We start from the raw sequence: 15,287 nt of genomic DNA on the forward strand, positions 1-15,287 counted from the left end.
CTCAAGCTGGTTAAGCAGGTTCCATTTGATCACTGAATTGGAAGTCCAACCGGTTATCTTTCAATACCACACGAACCGTCCCTCCATTGACCAGACAGCCAAACAGCAGCTCATTAGCCAGTGGCTTTTTCAAGTTATCTTGGATAACGCGCCCCATCGGCCGTGCTCCCATTGCCTTGTCATAGCCTTCTTCCGCTAGCCAGCGCTTAGCCTCTGACGTCACCTCAAGCGACACGCCCTTGGCGTCCAGCTGAGCTTGTAGCTCGACAATGAACTTATCCACCACTTGCAAGATAACTTGCTCATCCAAGTGATTAAACCAGATGATGTTGTCCAAACGGTTACGGAACTCTGGCGAGAACACCTTCTTAATTTCGGACATTGCATCATGACTGTGGTCTTGCTGAATCAGGCCAATCGACTTACGCACCGTCTCGGCCACGCCAGCATTGGTCGTCATCACCAAGATAACATTGCGGAAATCGGCTTTGCGTCCGTTGTTGTCCGTCAAAGTGCCATTATCCATCACCTGTAACAACAGGTTGAACACGTCTGGGTGTGCTTTCTCAATTTCATCAAGCAGCACTACACTGTATGGGTGCTTGATCACCGCATCGGTCAGCAACCCGCCCTGATCGTATCCCACATAGCCTGGGGGAGCACCAATCAAGCGGCTCACTGTATGACGTTCCATGTACTCCGACATGTCAAAGCGCTGCAACTCAATGCCCATCGCGCGGGCCAATTGTACCGTGACCTCGGTTTTACCGACCCCGGTAGGCCCGGCAAACAAGAAAGAGCCGACCGGTTTATTCTCATCGCCCAGTCCTGCGCGGCTTAACTTGATCGCTTCAGACAATGCAGTAATGGCGGTATCTTGACCAAACACCAACATTTTCAGCTTGTCATCCAGCGACTGCAGCACATCTTTATCTGACGAAGAAATCGACTTCTCAGGAATACGCGCCATTTTCGCAATCATACTCTCAACATCAGGGACATTGACCGTCTTCTTGCGTTTGCTGGCTGGCGCCATACGACACCGCGCCCCCGCCTCATCGATCACATCGATCGCTTTGTCTGGCAAATGACGCTCATTAATGTATTTCGCCGACAGCTCCACAGCAGCACGAATGGCCTTATTGGTATAACGCACTTCGTGGTGGGCTTCGTATTTGGGTTTCAGCCCCATCAAGATTTTAGTGGTGTCATCAATAGAGGGCTCAATCACGTCGATTTTCTGGAAACGGCGCGCCAGTGCCCGCTCTTTTTCGAAGATAGAGCCATACTCTTGGTAGGTCGTCGAGCCGATACAGCGTAACTTTCCGCTACTCAATAGCGGTTTAATTAAGTTTGCGGCATCTACCTGGCCACCACTGGCAGCACCTGCGCCAATGATAGTGTGGATCTCGGCGATAAAGAGCACCGCATGATCTTCTTTTTCGAGTTGCTTCAAGATCGATTTAAAGCGCTTCTCAAAGTCACCACGGTATTTGGTCCCGGCTAATAGAGACCCAATGTCGAGCGAATAAATCACGCAATCTTTGATTACATCTGGCACTTGCCCTTCGACAATGCGCCATGCGAGCCCTTCTGCAATTGCCGTCTTACCGACCCCGGCTTCGCCAACCAACAGGGGGTTATTCTTACGACGGCGACACAGGACCTGGATGGTGCGCTCAAGTTCCTTATCACGACCGATTAGCGGATCAATACCGCCAACACGCGCGAGCTGATTAAGGTTAGTCGCGAAGTTCTCCAACCGGTCTTCACCCGGCTCCGCACCGGCCTCATCGGCGCCCATGTCACTGCTTGGCAGATCGTCGCCTTCATCTTTCGTGGTGCCATGGGAGATATAGTTGACCACGTCAAGGCGACTCACGTCGTTCTTTTTAAGCAGGTAAGCGGCGTGGGACTCTTGTTCGCTAAAGATGGCCACCAACACGTTCGCACCGCTTACTTCGCTACGACCGGATGACTGCACATGAAAAACAGCCCGCTGGAGTACTCGCTGGAAGCTTAGCGTTGGCTGCGTTTCCCGCGACTCATCGTCCGCAGGGATCAGCGGCGTGGTTTGTTCGATAAACGCATCAAGTTCTTTGCGCAGCGCCTCCAAATCTGCACGGCACGCGACCAGCGCATCGTGCGCGGCCGCATTTTCGATCAACGCGAGAAGCAGGTGCTCCACCGTCATGAATTCGTGGCGTTTTTCACGCGCACGTGCAAACGCGCCATTCAAACTGGCTTCAAGTTCTTTGTTAAGCATAAAGGCACCTCCCTCAAAAACCGCGCTAAAGCGTGATGGAGCCGGCTAAGCTTTCTCCATCGTGCACAGTAGCGGATGGCCATGCTCTTTGGCATACATCATTACCTGTGCCACTTTCGTTTCAGCGACCTCGGCGGTAAATACGCCACAGACCGCTTTTCCTTCATAGTGCACCGTCAGCATGACTTGCGTCGCTTTGTCCACATCCATGGCAAAAAACGTCTGGAGCACATCGATAACAAACTCCATCGGAGTATAGTCATCATTATTTAGCACCACCTTGTACATTGATGGCGGTTGCAACTTGGTTTTTTCTGACGATTCGGCCTCTGCGTCAGGCAAACCCCACTGGTTCCAATTACTCATAACTCATTCAATGCATTGTTAGGGTGTCTCGGTAAGTGATGTGGCGGGGCACTACTGCCATCCACGATTCCCGTCCACCTATACTTAAAGTTAAGCCACAGATTGTATTCCAGCAACCTTTTCATTGCGAACACCGTTTGCCTGAGCAATTGTTAAGCACTGTATTGTGTAATAGTGTCTGACGCCGCATTTCGTTCACTGCGCGCACACGAACGTGTCATCGCTCACTGCATCAAAATGCATAAAAAACAAGGCAGTCCGGCTAGCAAATAACGTGTGGGTGGATCGCGTCAAGCGCGACAGGTGAGAAATAGGTACACGCCTCTCTCGATTCGACAATATTCACTCCATGATCATTTTTAAGCAGGCGTACTCCTTGCGTAATGCCAGTAGCGATCATGCCAATCCAAACACTTAAGGGCTAAAGAGCAAGTTATTAGAATAAAAAGTAATAGTTCAGCCCTGTAATAGCGCATCTATCACTGTAATCACACGAGTTTATAGCGAAAATATCCAGGGAAAAATCTAAAAAACTATGCAATTAAGATGTCTGTTGTTGAATGAATAATTGCCACTTCCTCACACTTTTTCGATTCGATATTACATTACTGTTATAAGTTATACCCCACACTTGACTGCCTAAAAGTATCTACTAAAGTGAAACATGTGGTAGGTAAACTAACCATGTCACTTCTATTCAATCATATCAGTGATGGCAACGGTGCCACGCTGCTGGGATTGATGAGGTGGAATGAACGCGTTTATCGCAGGTATGCAAAGTTTGATGCAAGAAGGATGTGTCGCATGGAAACTGGTACAGTAAAATGGTTTAACAATGCAAAAGGATTTGGCTTTATTTGTCCGGTAGAAGGAGAAGGCGATGTGTTTGCCCACTATTCTACCATCCAGATGGACGGATATAAGACATTAAAGGCGGGACAAACCGTCAACTACGAGGTTCAGGAAGGACCAAAAGGCTACCATGCCAGTGAAATTGTGCCAGTCGATCAAGAAGCGGCTAAATAGCGCTGAATCCGGTCGGCCAAATGGAAAAGGCGAGCTTACCGCTCGCCTTTGTTGTGTTTGACCGAACTCAATGCCGTCTAGAGTAACCCAAGCATCTGTTTGTAGTGGCGGCGACACACAGAAACATAACGTTCATTGCCCCCAATCACCACCTGATCACCATCCGCAATGGCATTACCCTCGCTATCTTGGCGAATAACTCGACTCGCTTTACGTCCACAATGGCATACGGTTTTCAGTTCAACGAGCTTATCAGCCCACGCCAACAAGTACTGCGACCCTTCAAACAGCTCACCACGAAAATCCGTTCTTAATCCATAACACAATACTGGGATCCGCAGCTTATCCACCACATCAGTGAGCTCAAGGACTTGCTGTTTGGTCAAAAATTGGCTCTCATCAATCAATAAACAGTCAACTTTCTCTTGCGCCAAGATAGTCGCAACGTGCTCGAATAGCGACGTCTGATTGTCATACAGGTGGGCATCAGCTTCTAAGCCAATTCGCGAACTAATTTTTCCGACCCCATAGCGGTTATCAATCGCGGCGGTAAAGAGTAGAGGCTGCATACCGCGCTCTTGGTAGTTAAAGGCCGATTGTAACAAGGTGGTCGACTTACCCGCGTTCATTGCCGAATAATAAAAGTATAACTGAGCCATAACTGTCTCTACACGTAATGCCCGTTGTGGGCGAACTGGATTAAATAAACAGGCATGCTACCGCACTAGCAGAAAAAGAAAAGCCCCGCCGAGGCGAGGCTAGATAATTAACCGACCAATTTACACGGTCGCTTTTTAAGCCACATTAACCCAGCACATAGTGCAACGAACGCAAACACGGTCGCCATCAAGGACCAAAGAAGTGACGCGGTAAAGCCTAACACCATGAAGCCTACGGTTGAGACAAGCGCCCCGCCAATAGCATAAGGGAGCTGGGTGGCGACGTGGTCAATATGTCCACATCGTGCCCCTGTTGAAGACAAGATAGTGGTATCAGAAATTGGTGAACAATGATCGCCAAATACCGCCCCCGCCAATACTGCTGAGAGCATAGGTAGCATCAGAGCAATGTCTGTCGCCGCGGCAAGATCGCCCGCGATAGGAAGCATAATACCGAACGTCCCCCACGACGTCCCTGTTGCAAAGGCCATCACTGCCGCCAGCAAGAAGAGCACCACAGGCAAGAGTTGCGCCGGTAAGTTCCCCTCAACTAAGGACGACAAATATTTGCCTGTTTGTAGATCACCAATAATATGGCCAATTGACCAAGCAAATAACAGAATGAGGATCGCGCCAAACATAGACTTTGCGCCCACCCAAAGGGTTTTCGCAATATCTGATACCGCAATACCTTGTTTACCTGTCATCACTAAGGACACAGCTAAACCCGCCAGTCCACCCCACAGTAACGACATACCGACATCGGTATTTTCAAACGCGCCGAGGAGAGAAAAGGATTGTGCATCAGCGGCCAAGGCCTGCCCGCCGGTATATAGCATCGCCCCCACCGTCGCCACGACTAGCATAATAATGGGGGCAACCAAATCAGCCACGCTGCCCTTATCACTTTCTTCAATCCCTAAGTCATCGCAGATATCAGCGCAGTTTTCACTTTCATCGCCCAATCGACTGCCTTTTTTCGCCTGATATTCAAACTGACGCATCGGGCCAATATCCAGTTGAAACCAAACCACCGCAAACACTAAGAGTAAGGCAAAAATGGCGTAAAAGTTCATCGGGATCATGGTGACAAATGCCCCTAGCGCCGTGTAATCCGTCACACCATGCGCCACTAAAATCGAGCCAATCACGGTAATGATATAGGCTCCCCAGCTTGATGCTGGCGTGATCACACACATAGGGGCTGCCGTGGAGTCAAGGATGTAAGCCAGTTTCGCTCGAGAGACGTGAAATCTATCTGTCACGGGGCGAGAAACAGCGCCCACCGCTAAGCTGTTGAAATAATCATCGACAAATATAAATACGCCGAGAAAAGCGGCGAGCAGTTTCGCCCCACGTTTACTCTTGATCCGACTTTGCGCCCAATTGGCGAACGCGCGTGTGCCTCCAGAAAGAGACAGGAGCGCAGTGATCATACCGAGTAAAATAAGAAACGCGAGAATACTTAAATTCCAGCTATTTAAGCCTCCATCAGCAATAAATAGCCCAGTGATCACCTCAAGTAAGTACTGTCCAGAAGAGAGGAAAGAAAAATCGGTCAGTAATACAGTACCCAGTACGATTCCCATGCCCAACGACAATAAAACCCGTCGTGTGGCAATCGCGAGGCCTAGCGCCAATAAAGGGGGAAGCAGTGATAAAGCGGATGAAGAAAAATCTGTTAAGTTCATGATCTCAGTGTCAACCAGGTGGTTGGAGATCTACTGCAGAAATGAAGACGGTAAGGTGTGGTATCACACGGCAAACAGCTTGCCTCCTACATACAGTAGCGCTCCATAGTGTATTTCCAAGTACTATGGCAGTGCTGCCCCTATTCGGTAACAGCCCCAGCTCAATCGGTGTGATGACCTGATTGGCTTCGGCGTTGTTTCCTTTTATGCGCTCTCATCGGTATCACCCTCTTGCGCACGACTTATAAACAACGCACCTCTACGTTAAGCGTGGTGCATTCTACACAACGTGTTTACTATCGCAACTATTTATGGTTGAAAAAACGTCGATTAACACCCACCTTACTCGATGCCAATAAAGTGCGTCTTATCTTCTATTTTTTTAGACATCTGTTTCAAAAAAGACAATAGAATTAAAGTCAAATTTGCGGTTAACTTGCAATTAATGAACAATATAGCGTATTAATATAGGTCATATTGTATATTTCAATTATACTGCTATCATTCTTTCAATTAACATATAAATCAAATAGGAACCAATAATGTCTGATGCAATGAAAGCCTTACTCAATTTGCGTAGCTTACGCGCAGTTGCAAAAGAGATGTCTACTGAGCAGCTGAACGAAGCCTTAGAAAAATTACAAACGGTTGTTGAAGAGCGCAAAGAAATCGATCGCCAAGCTGAAGCGCAAGAAAAAGAGCGCTTAGAGAAGTTAGAAAAATACCGTGCTATGTTAGAAGCCGACGGTATTGACCCAGAAGAAATCGTGGCATTGTTAGGTGGTGCTTCTAAGAGCAAAGCATCGGGTAAACGCGCGACTCGTCCAGCAAAATATCAATATACGGGCGAAGATGGCTCACAAAAAACCTGGACAGGCCAAGGTCGTATGCCGAAAGTGATTCGCGAAGCGATTGAGAGCGGTGCGGCTAAGCAGGAAGATTTCCTCATCCCAGGCCAAGAAGCCTAAGTCCATATTCCCGCATAAAAAAAGAGGCGCTCAGCCTCTTTTTTTTATCCCTTAACCAAATTTAATTCTGTCTGCCAAATGGCTCACCGCTAACGCAAAGTAGTGCGAGCGATTCCATTTCAATAAACTCTGATAATTATTATAAACAAGATAAGCCCTGCCTTTACCATCATCAGGCTGAATCAACCACGCGTTGATATCGACGGCAGGTAGCGCCTGACCATTCAACCGGCGCACACCACGCGTCTGCCAGGCACTCAATGAGTGTGCTTTATCACTGTCGGTGCCAAGCAAAGTACGATCTATCCCTGCAGGTAGCTGTACTTGCCGCCCCCATGTATAAGTATCATCCCACCCGGCTTTTTTTAAGTAATTCGCAGCAGACGCAAAAACATCGGCTTCTGTTTGCCAAATGTCTTTCTTACCATCTTGATTGCCATCGACCGCGTAATTAATAAACGAGCTTGGCATAAACTGGCATTGGCCCATTGCCCCTGCCCAAGAGCCTTTCATCGCTTCTGGCGCAATGTGCCCTTGCTGTAATATCTTCAGTGCGGCCATGGTCTCTTTACGAAAAAATGCCTCTCGACGACCATCAAAGGCTAATGTTGATAAAGCTTCAATCACATTATAACTGCCCTGAAGTTTGCCAAAATTACTTTCTACGCCCCATAAAGCCACAATAAAACGCGGCTGAACTTGGTACTGCTCACCGATGGTTTTCAACGTGTCGTAATGTTCACGATACAGTTTTTTCGCTTGGGCGACTTTCCAATCAGGCACAGCACGCGGAATATATTCATCCAGCGTAAGGCGTCGCTCAGGTTGATTTCGATCGGAGCTGACCGCACGCTCGTGGTATTCAACGTCCTTAAACGCACGCTCAAGTAACGCATCACTGATGCCCGCCTCTCGTGCCTCGGCTTTTAAGGTGGTCACATACTGCTCGAATCCGGGCTTGGCCATCACAGGGCTCACCAACAGTGCCGCCGCGATAGAAGCTGAAATCATACCTTTGCGCATAGTCTTCCTTTTACAGTTTTTCGTTTTTATTACGAATGGCCTGCAATGCCGCATCAGGTGGCGGGGGCAATTGCACAAAAAAACCATCACTTTGCAGGCTTTGTTTAACCTTATTGATGTCAACAACAGCCAGTTTATCGCGCTTGTCTAAGTTGATCATCATGGCAAATTCGGGTTGCCCAAAGCTATTCATTAATGCCTCAGGCACATCATCAAATTTATCTTTCTCTGCAAGATAAAGATAGGTGCCTTCTTTCTTTTTGCTACGATAAATTGCGCAATACATCTCAAAAGTCCTCATGAGCATGCCATATTACTGGCGATAAATTGTCATCTCGGGGTAAAGGTTTGTTAAGCTTTGCAGCAAAGTGTGTCAAAACGCGTCTCTGCTGCCATTTCTCATTCAAACGTTAAAAAAACACCATTAAAGGGAGAAATGCCGCATCAACGGCAAACCCTGCTTGCCGCATTGGCGCTGTGAATATACCATGCTATCCAACGTCTGATAATGCGCGTCTGACTCGTGTTTAAATGACAAAACCGGGATCGAATAACATGCTCAAACAACCGGAGTTGAAAGGCTCAACCTTTACCCTTTCCGTCCTCCACCTCGTTGACGATAATTTTGCTGCCGCTGCCAATGTTTTGACAGAGAAAGTCACCCAAGCACCGGCCTTTTTTCAAGGCGCCCCTGTTGTCGCTGACATTAGCCGTCTATCACAATGTCCTGATATCGGTGCCTTAAAGCAGTGCTTACAGGCCACAGGCATGATTCTCGTCGGATTGACCGGCGTCACCCATAATGATACTCGCGAGCTTGCGCTGAATGCGCAACTAGCCGTGCTCAAGTCAAGCAAGCAATCCCGAGTTGCCGATCCGATTCAGCCGCCTGCCAAAGTGGTCACCACCCCCGTGCGTTCAGGTCAGCAAATCTATGCGAAAAACGCCGATCTGGTGATCCTCAATCATGTCAGTGCCGGCGCGGAAGTGATAGCCGATGGCAGTATTCATATCTATGGCGTTTTGCGCGGCCGAGCTATTGCCGGCGCAAGTGGACAAAAGCAAGCGCGTATTTATTGTCAGAACCTTCAGTCAGAATTATTGTCAGTAGCAGGAAGCTATTGGCTCAGCGATAAAATTCCATCAGAACATTTAGAGCGACCTTCCATGGTCTCGCTTAATCAAGAAAGCTTACACATTGACCCCCTCACGCTATAAGAGAATAAGGAAGAGGAATGGCACGAATTATTGTAATTACTTCCGGTAAAGGCGGTGTTGGTAAAACAACATCGAGTGCGGCATTGGCGACCGGGTTGGCCATGACAGGCAAAAAAACCGCCGTGGTCGATTTTGATATTGGCCTACGTAACCTGGATTTGGTGATGGGCTGTGAGCGTCGGGTCGTCTATGACTTTGTCAATGTCATTAACGGCGAAGCCAATCTTCATCAAGCATTAATTAAAGACAAACGCGTAGACAATTTGTTTATTCTGCCAGCCTCACAAACACGCGATAAAGATGCGCTAACCAAAGACGGCGTGGAGCGGGTTCTAAAAGACATGGATGAGCTTGGCTTTGAATACATTATTTGCGACTCGCCCGCGGGCATTGAAGCCGGTGCATTAATGGCGCTGTATTTTGCTGACGAAGCGATTGTGACCACCAATCCAGAAGTTTCATCCGTACGCGACTCTGATCGGATTCTTGGTATTCTCGACTCCAAGTCACGCCGCGCAGAAAACGGCGAGGATCCGGTAAAACATCACTTATTACTCACTCGCTATAATCCTGCACGTGTGACCAACGGTGAAATGCTCAGTGTTGAGGATGTTGAAGATATCTTGCGTATTCCACTGTTAGGGGTCATCCCGGAGAGCCAGTCTGTGTTGCACGCCTCAAACAAAGGCGAGCCAGTGGTCCTTGACCAAGAATCTGATGCAGGCCAAGCCTATGAAGATGCCATTGCGCGTCTGCTGGGTGAAGAGCGTCCCTTCCGCTTTATCGAGGAAGAACGCAAAGGTTTCCTAAAACGCTTATTTGGAGGCTAATGTGGCACTGCTTGAATTCTTCCGCCCATCTAAGAAAAAATCGGCCAATATTGCCAAAGAGCGTTTACAAATTATTGTTGCCGAGCGTCGCAGTGCAGATAGCCCAGCGCCGACTTATTTGCCTCAGCTCAAGCAAGATATTTTAGACGTGATCCGCAAATACGTGGATATCGCACCGGATCAAGTGTCTGTCAGCCTAGAGCAAGGCGATGATGACCTATCCGTCTTGGAGCTGAATGTCACCTTGCCCGAAGAGGGAAAAGAGAGCTAGATCTCAATCACAACGGGCTAATACAGAAAGCGGTGGCTCAAGGCCACCGCTTTTTTTATGCGTGAGATGATGACTATGCCCCTGGGGCGTTAGGGATCATCGTCAGCAATGTCTCACCCACTAACCGAAAGCGCCACCCCGAGGCTAAGTCAGGACGTTTGTCTTCTTGACGCTCCTCTCGCCATACCCAGGTAATCAATTGATTAAGCTGTTTTTTAGAACCAATAAACTCAGGCGCTAAGCCTGATTTATCTGCCTGGGCTTGCACCTGCTCCTTAATCGCTTTAATCACCGACTTATACCCAGGCTCATCGACTAAGCGTGTGATGGCCGGCGGGCATTTGGCTAACGGGGTTTTATCCGCTTGCGTGGCCAAGGTAATCAAGGTTTGCGCGTGATAACGCACTTCAAATTTGTCGAACCCATGCTCGTTCATTTGCTCAACCGTACGAATACCATAACGCGCCATTTTCCAGAGGTTTTGCTCTTTAACGATAAAGTTGAGTGCCATATTACGGCGGCGCGCTTCCTTAGCTCGCCACTTGGCAAGGGCTTGCAATACCGCTAACTGTTGAGGTTTAAGCTGCCACGCATATTTAATATCGAGATAAGCTGCTTCATCCGGCTTTACCCACTGCTTTTTGCGGCACAACAGGCCACACTCTTCTACCATGGCGTCATACCACGGTGTGTCGGATAGCGCTTGAGTCAGCGCTTGATAAAGCGGTAGCAAGTAATACACATCAGCGGCCGCATACTGTTTCTGCTTGTCCGTTAAGGGACGTGCACACCAATCAGTGCGCGACTCTCCTTTATCTAAGCTCACGCCGACATAACGCTCTACCAAGCTTGCGAAGCCCTCGGAGACGCCATGACCTAAAAAGGCGGCGACGATTTGCGTGTCTACCATGGGGGTTGGCAACACGCCCGCGTAGTGCTGAAAAACCTCTAAGTCTTCGCTACTCGCATGTAACACCTTGGTGACTTGGGTGTCAGTCAACAGCGCCCATAACGGAGAAAGATCATCAATGGCTAGCGGGTCAACCAGCACCAGTTGCTCGCCATCATAAATCTGGACCAGCCCCAATTGTGCATAAAAGGTACGCGTACGGACAAACTCGGTATCAAGCATCACAACGGCTTGGTCACGGAAATGTGCGCAGATATCGACCAGCTGTTGATCGGTGGTGATTTGTTGATAGTTCACAAAAAAGCCCATAAAGAAAATGCCGGCGAGGCCGGCATTTCGTGATTCGTTATCGACAGTTTACCCTTTTCTGGGTCGGTTCGCATTAAGCTGACGCTTTTTGCTCAGAGGCTTGCGGCTCATCGCGTAACTCTCGACGCAGAATTTTACCCACATTGGTTTTAGGCAGTTCATCTCTAAATTCCACGACACGTGGTACCTTGTAGCCAGTGAGGTGTTTGCGACAGTGCGCCACAAGATCATCTCGCGTAAGCGAGGGATCTTTTTTGACCACACAAATTTTAACCACTTCCCCGGAATTCTCATCTGGCTGGCCAATGGCGGCCACTTCTAACACCTTGTCATGTAACGCAACGACATCTTCCACTTCATTAGGATACACATTAAAACCAGAGACGAGGATCATGTCTTTTTTGCGATCGACAATATGCAAGAAACCATCATCATCGAACTGCACCACATCGCCAGTCGCTAACCAACCCTGTTCGTCGATACTGTCTCGTGTCGCCTCTGGACGATTCCAATACCCTTGCATCACTTGCGGGCCACGCACTAACAACTCACCCGGCTGGTTGTCCGCCACATCTTCACCCTGATCATCAACGATGCGCACCTCCGTCGATGGCACGGGCAACCCAATGGAGCCGTTGTAGTCACGTAAATCATAAGGATAGGCCGCAACCAGTGGCGAACACTCCGTCAACCCATATCCTTCGAGCAAATGCTTGCCAGTCAGCTTTTTCCAATTTTCCGCGACAGCCCTTTGCACGGCCATACCGCCACCGACGGTCAAGCGCAGGTTAGAAAAGTCCAACTCATGGAAATCTTCGTTATGGAGTAGCGCGTTAAACAGGGTATTCACGCCTGTAATGGCCGTAAACGGATACTTTTGTAGCTCTTTAACAAAACCTGGAATATCGCGTGGGTTGGTGATCAGTAGATTTTGTCCACCCATTTCAATAAACAAGAGGCAATTGACCGTGAGCGCAAATACGTGATAAAGCGGCAATGCAGTGACAACTAACTCCTCACCTGCATTGAGTACCGGCTGATACGTCCCTTTGGCTTGATAGACGTTAGCTAACATATTTCTATGCGTGAGTACGGCGCCTTTCGCTAACCCCGTGGTGCCACCGGTATATTGTAAAAATGCAATATCCTCGCCTTTCAAAAAAGGCTTCACATATTGCATACGTCGACCACGGCGCAGCGCTTGGCGCATCGAGGTCGCGTGCGGCAAATGATACTTAGGCACCATTTTTTTGACGTATTTGACTACAAAGTTAACCAGGGTCCCTTTGGCTCGTGGCAACTGTTCACCCAAACTGGTCAATACCACGTGTTTCACCGGCGTATTGTCGACCACTTTCTCTAACGTGTGAGCAAAGTTACTCACAATCACAATCGCCTTTGCCCCGGCGTCCGTTAATTGGTGCTCAAGCTCGCGAGGGGTGTACAACGGGTTAACGTTCACGGCGACACAACCGGCTCGTAAAATACCAAACAGGGCAATTGGGTATTGCAGCAAGTTCGGCATCATAATGGCAACGCGATCGCCTTTTTTCAGTTTCAGCTCGTTTTGTAGATAGGCTGCAAACGCACGGCTACGCTCTTCCAGTTTACGAAATGTCATGACCTGCCCCATATTAATGAAGGCAGTTTGATCCGCGTACTGCTGGACAGAATGTTCAAACATCTCGACCAGAGAGCGATGGGCATCTGGATCTATTTCCGCCGGCACATCCGACGGGTAACGATTAAGCCATACCTTTTCCACTGGCTTTCTCCTATGTGTTAACTTGCAGGCTATATTGCCTGCTTCGATCGACGCGAGGCATAATTCAAACAGGTGTTTAACCTGCCCACCATAGCGTTAACATTATTTTTACACGAGCATTTTAAGTGCGCGTTTGAATTTTGGTCACAAAATCCGTTATAAACGACACAGTTTGTTGCGGTTGCTGAAGGTGACAATGGTGTGTCCCGGGGATCTCAATGAGTGTCAAGCGCTTAAACCACGTGGCTCGTTGCGCGGCATCGGCAGAGCGCAGCGCAGGATACCCATCTGTCGCGCGAATCGCCAGCACAGGGCATTCAATCGCTCGAATAATCGACTCTCCATGGCCGGGCGCCATTCGATACAGTGGCTCACCACGAAGCTTAGGATCATGACGCCAACGTACACCATGACCGCATGTCTCGATCCCGCGTGCTACCAGTGGCATCAGTGACTGACAAGCGACTTTATTAATGGATGCGCGCAATTGTAGCGCCTTAATCGCAGAATCAAAGAGACGTGGGGGTTTTTGCGCTGAATTTAAGCGCTGATTGAGACTTTTCGCGATGCGTTCGGTGATTTTATGTTCAGGTTCAACAATGGGCCCCAACGCTTCTATCGAGACAACCCCCGCGATCGACTCAGGAAAACTGGCCGCGTAACAGCTAGCCACTAACCCTCCCAATGAGTGCCCCACCAATATGACGGGTCCCTTTTTCTCAGGTTGCGAACAAAGTGTTTGGTGAAGCACTTGATGCAAGATGTCTAGATAATCAAAAAACGGGTAGTGATAATCCCCGGCTTTGTGATCAGACAAACCGTGCCCGGGCCAATCAAACATAAGTAACCCGTAGTCTTGAGGCAGCATGGGGATCAGCGAATCAAAACTCGCCAGGTTGTCTTGCCAGCCATGTAAAAAAACCAATGTTGGCGCTAGGCCGTTTGCTGGGCGTCTTGCCGCGGCCACTGTCACATCATTAAGTCGAATCGAGGTCGGCGTTAAGCCAGACGATAACCCGAGTGCTGCCGGGTCAGACGCCAATAATGCCTCGAGAGCCTCCGTCAATGGCGGTGTCATCATCACAATCACATACAAGGGCTAATAAGGTAAGCTAATCACGCTTTGCACCCGTCCCGTGCCGACGCCAATGCGCACTCGGGAGCAGTACAAGCCGTAGCAATAAGGTCTGTCATCATCAACCACATGCTGTTCAATATCCCAAAGCTGGTGCCCTGTTACCCTAAGCACGGGGTAATCATAGGAATAATCCCCCACTTTTCCCGCTTGACGGCCCTGAAACTCGCCCAACACCGTTATCGGCCGGCCTTTGGCATAATCAGCCGGTTCAATAAAGCCATTAAAAATCGCTTTGAAGCGCCCAAGCGACGAGGCATCGATATCGGGCCGACCCGCTGTCGACGTTGGCACCGCCACTATTTCAACCACAGAGTCCTGTTCACGGTTATTCACCCCAACGATCAAGCCACCAAGGCGCACCTCTTCCCCTTGGTTTGCCTCTGTCATTTTCGCGACCACCGGGTATTCGGTCACGGGCTGGTCCATCCGGCCTTTTAGGGACTCAGGCAAACTTGTACAGCCACTCAGTAGTAACATGCCGCATAAAACTAACAGGTAAGACTTCATATCAGGCTCCTTTCGCGCCACATCACACATAGATATCGACGCCTACTAAGTTGATCAGTTCCTCTCGCCTGGCTTGATTTAACACCGCGAAGTAGGAAGCCATCGCTTGACGGCCGCGGCCATCCGGCAAATCATATTGCACGTACGCTTGTTTCGCCTGTTCTGCTTGCGCAATCGCGGCGGGGTCGACACGCTGGCGAACCGCCTTAGCCACTTGCGTCGTCTTGGGCGTTTGTTTGCGCGTCGTTTGCGGCTTTTTGCCCGCTCGCTGGGGATGGTTAGGCCGGTTTGTCTGTGGGGAGGATACACCGTTAATCGATACCATATTCACGTCCTATGC

The 15,287-nt window shown here is 49.1% G+C and carries 16 protein-coding genes and 1 riboswitch; of the genes, 5 read left to right on the forward strand and 11 right to left on the reverse strand.

Translation table 11 applies throughout. From position 1 onward, the window contains the following. Positions 1-10 precede the first annotated feature (10 nt). Both clpA and clpS read right to left on the reverse strand, forming a co-directional pair. Positions 11-2,266 (reverse strand): ATP-dependent Clp protease ATP-binding subunit ClpA, encoded by a 2,256-nt coding sequence (gene clpA / locus WN56_RS02905; protein WP_046073526.1) that lies wholly within the window; start codon positions 2,264-2,266, stop codon positions 11-13. A 45-nt stretch (positions 2,267-2,311) separates the two neighbouring features. Next, positions 2,312-2,632 carry an ATP-dependent Clp protease adapter ClpS gene (gene clpS / locus WN56_RS02910; RefSeq protein ID WP_046073527.1) on the reverse strand — a complete coding sequence of 107 codons (321 nt, stop codon included), beginning with the start codon at positions 2,630-2,632 and terminating at the stop codon, positions 2,312-2,314. Between the two features lie 804 nt (positions 2,633-3,436). On the opposite strand from clpS, the gene cspD reads away from it, so the two are divergent. Next, entirely contained in the window at positions 3,437-3,658 is a 222-nt protein-coding gene (gene cspD / locus WN56_RS02915) for a cold shock domain-containing protein CspD (RefSeq protein WP_046073528.1), read from the forward strand. Between the two features lie 77 nt (positions 3,659-3,735). Here cspD and WN56_RS02920 read toward each other — a convergent pair whose 3' ends face one another. After that, positions 3,736-4,317 (reverse strand): thymidine kinase, encoded by a 582-nt coding sequence (locus WN56_RS02920; RefSeq protein WP_046073529.1) that lies wholly within the window; start codon positions 4,315-4,317, stop codon positions 3,736-3,738. Positions 4,318-4,424: 107 nt separating this feature from the next. Beyond that, positions 4,425-6,008: a Na+/H+ antiporter NhaC family protein gene (locus WN56_RS02925; RefSeq protein ID WP_046073530.1), complete on the reverse strand. Its 1,584-nt coding sequence runs from the start codon at positions 6,006-6,008 to the stop codon at positions 4,425-4,427. Positions 6,009-6,096: 88 nt separating this feature from the next. Continuing rightward, a riboswitch (Lysine riboswitch) is annotated at positions 6,097-6,278 on the reverse strand. 272 nt (positions 6,279-6,550) lie between these two features. On the opposite strand from WN56_RS02925, the gene WN56_RS02930 reads away from it, so the two are divergent. Then, a complete protein-coding gene (locus WN56_RS02930) occupies positions 6,551-6,976 on the forward strand; it encodes an H-NS family nucleoid-associated regulatory protein (RefSeq protein WP_046073531.1) in 426 nt (141 codons plus the stop codon). A 51-nt stretch (positions 6,977-7,027) separates the two neighbouring features. Here the strand turns inward: WN56_RS02930 and WN56_RS02935 are convergent, their stop codons facing one another. Next, positions 7,028-7,999: a lytic transglycosylase domain-containing protein gene (locus WN56_RS02935; protein WP_046073532.1), complete on the reverse strand. Its 972-nt coding sequence runs from the start codon at positions 7,997-7,999 to the stop codon at positions 7,028-7,030. Between the two features lie 10 nt (positions 8,000-8,009). Next, entirely contained in the window at positions 8,010-8,285 is a 276-nt protein-coding gene (locus WN56_RS02940; RefSeq protein WP_046073533.1) for a YcgL domain-containing protein, read from the reverse strand. Between the two features lie 269 nt (positions 8,286-8,554). Here WN56_RS02940 and minC point away from each other — a divergent pair, with 269 nt between their 5' ends. The 3 genes from minC to minE are packed head-to-tail and all read left to right on the forward strand — an operon-like array spanning position 8,555 to position 10,318. Further along, positions 8,555-9,217, forward strand: coding sequence for a septum site-determining protein MinC (gene minC, locus WN56_RS02945; RefSeq protein ID WP_046073534.1), 663 nt, complete (start codon positions 8,555-8,557; stop codon positions 9,215-9,217). Between the two features lie 17 nt (positions 9,218-9,234). Continuing rightward, positions 9,235-10,047, forward strand: coding sequence for a septum site-determining protein MinD (gene minD, locus WN56_RS02950; protein WP_046073535.1), 813 nt, complete (start codon positions 9,235-9,237; stop codon positions 10,045-10,047). Position 10,048: 1 nt separating this feature from the next. Then, entirely contained in the window at positions 10,049-10,318 is a 270-nt protein-coding gene (minE, locus tag WN56_RS02955; RefSeq protein ID WP_046073536.1) for a cell division topological specificity factor MinE, read from the forward strand. Between the two features lie 73 nt (positions 10,319-10,391). Here minE and rnd read toward each other — a convergent pair whose 3' ends face one another. The 5 genes from rnd to WN56_RS17185 all read right to left on the reverse strand — a co-directional run bounded on the left by rnd (position 10,392) and on the right by WN56_RS17185 (position 15,272). After that, positions 10,392-11,525 (reverse strand): ribonuclease D, encoded by a 1,134-nt coding sequence (rnd, locus tag WN56_RS02960; protein ID WP_046073844.1) that lies wholly within the window; start codon positions 11,523-11,525, stop codon positions 10,392-10,394. Between the two features lie 85 nt (positions 11,526-11,610). Next, positions 11,611-13,302 (reverse strand): long-chain-fatty-acid--CoA ligase FadD, encoded by a 1,692-nt coding sequence (fadD, locus tag WN56_RS02965; protein WP_046073537.1) that lies wholly within the window; start codon positions 13,300-13,302, stop codon positions 11,611-11,613. Positions 13,303-13,423: 121 nt separating this feature from the next. Then, on the reverse strand, positions 13,424-14,383 hold the full coding sequence (locus tag WN56_RS02970) for an alpha/beta fold hydrolase (RefSeq protein WP_231637392.1): 960 nt from the start codon (positions 14,381-14,383) through the stop codon (positions 13,424-13,426). Positions 14,384-14,401: 18 nt separating this feature from the next. Beyond that, positions 14,402-14,947, reverse strand: a complete 546-nt coding sequence (locus WN56_RS02975; RefSeq protein ID WP_046073538.1) for a Slp family lipoprotein — start codon at positions 14,945-14,947, stop codon at positions 14,402-14,404. A gap of 22 nt (positions 14,948-14,969) precedes the next feature. Then, positions 14,970-15,272: a hypothetical protein gene (locus WN56_RS17185; RefSeq protein WP_046073539.1), complete on the reverse strand. Its 303-nt coding sequence runs from the start codon at positions 15,270-15,272 to the stop codon at positions 14,970-14,972. Positions 15,273-15,287 lie beyond the last annotated feature (15 nt).

The organism is Salinivibrio sp. KP-1, from assembly GCF_000968645.1.
Lineage (GTDB): Bacteria > Pseudomonadota > Gammaproteobacteria > Enterobacterales > Vibrionaceae > Salinivibrio > Salinivibrio siamensis.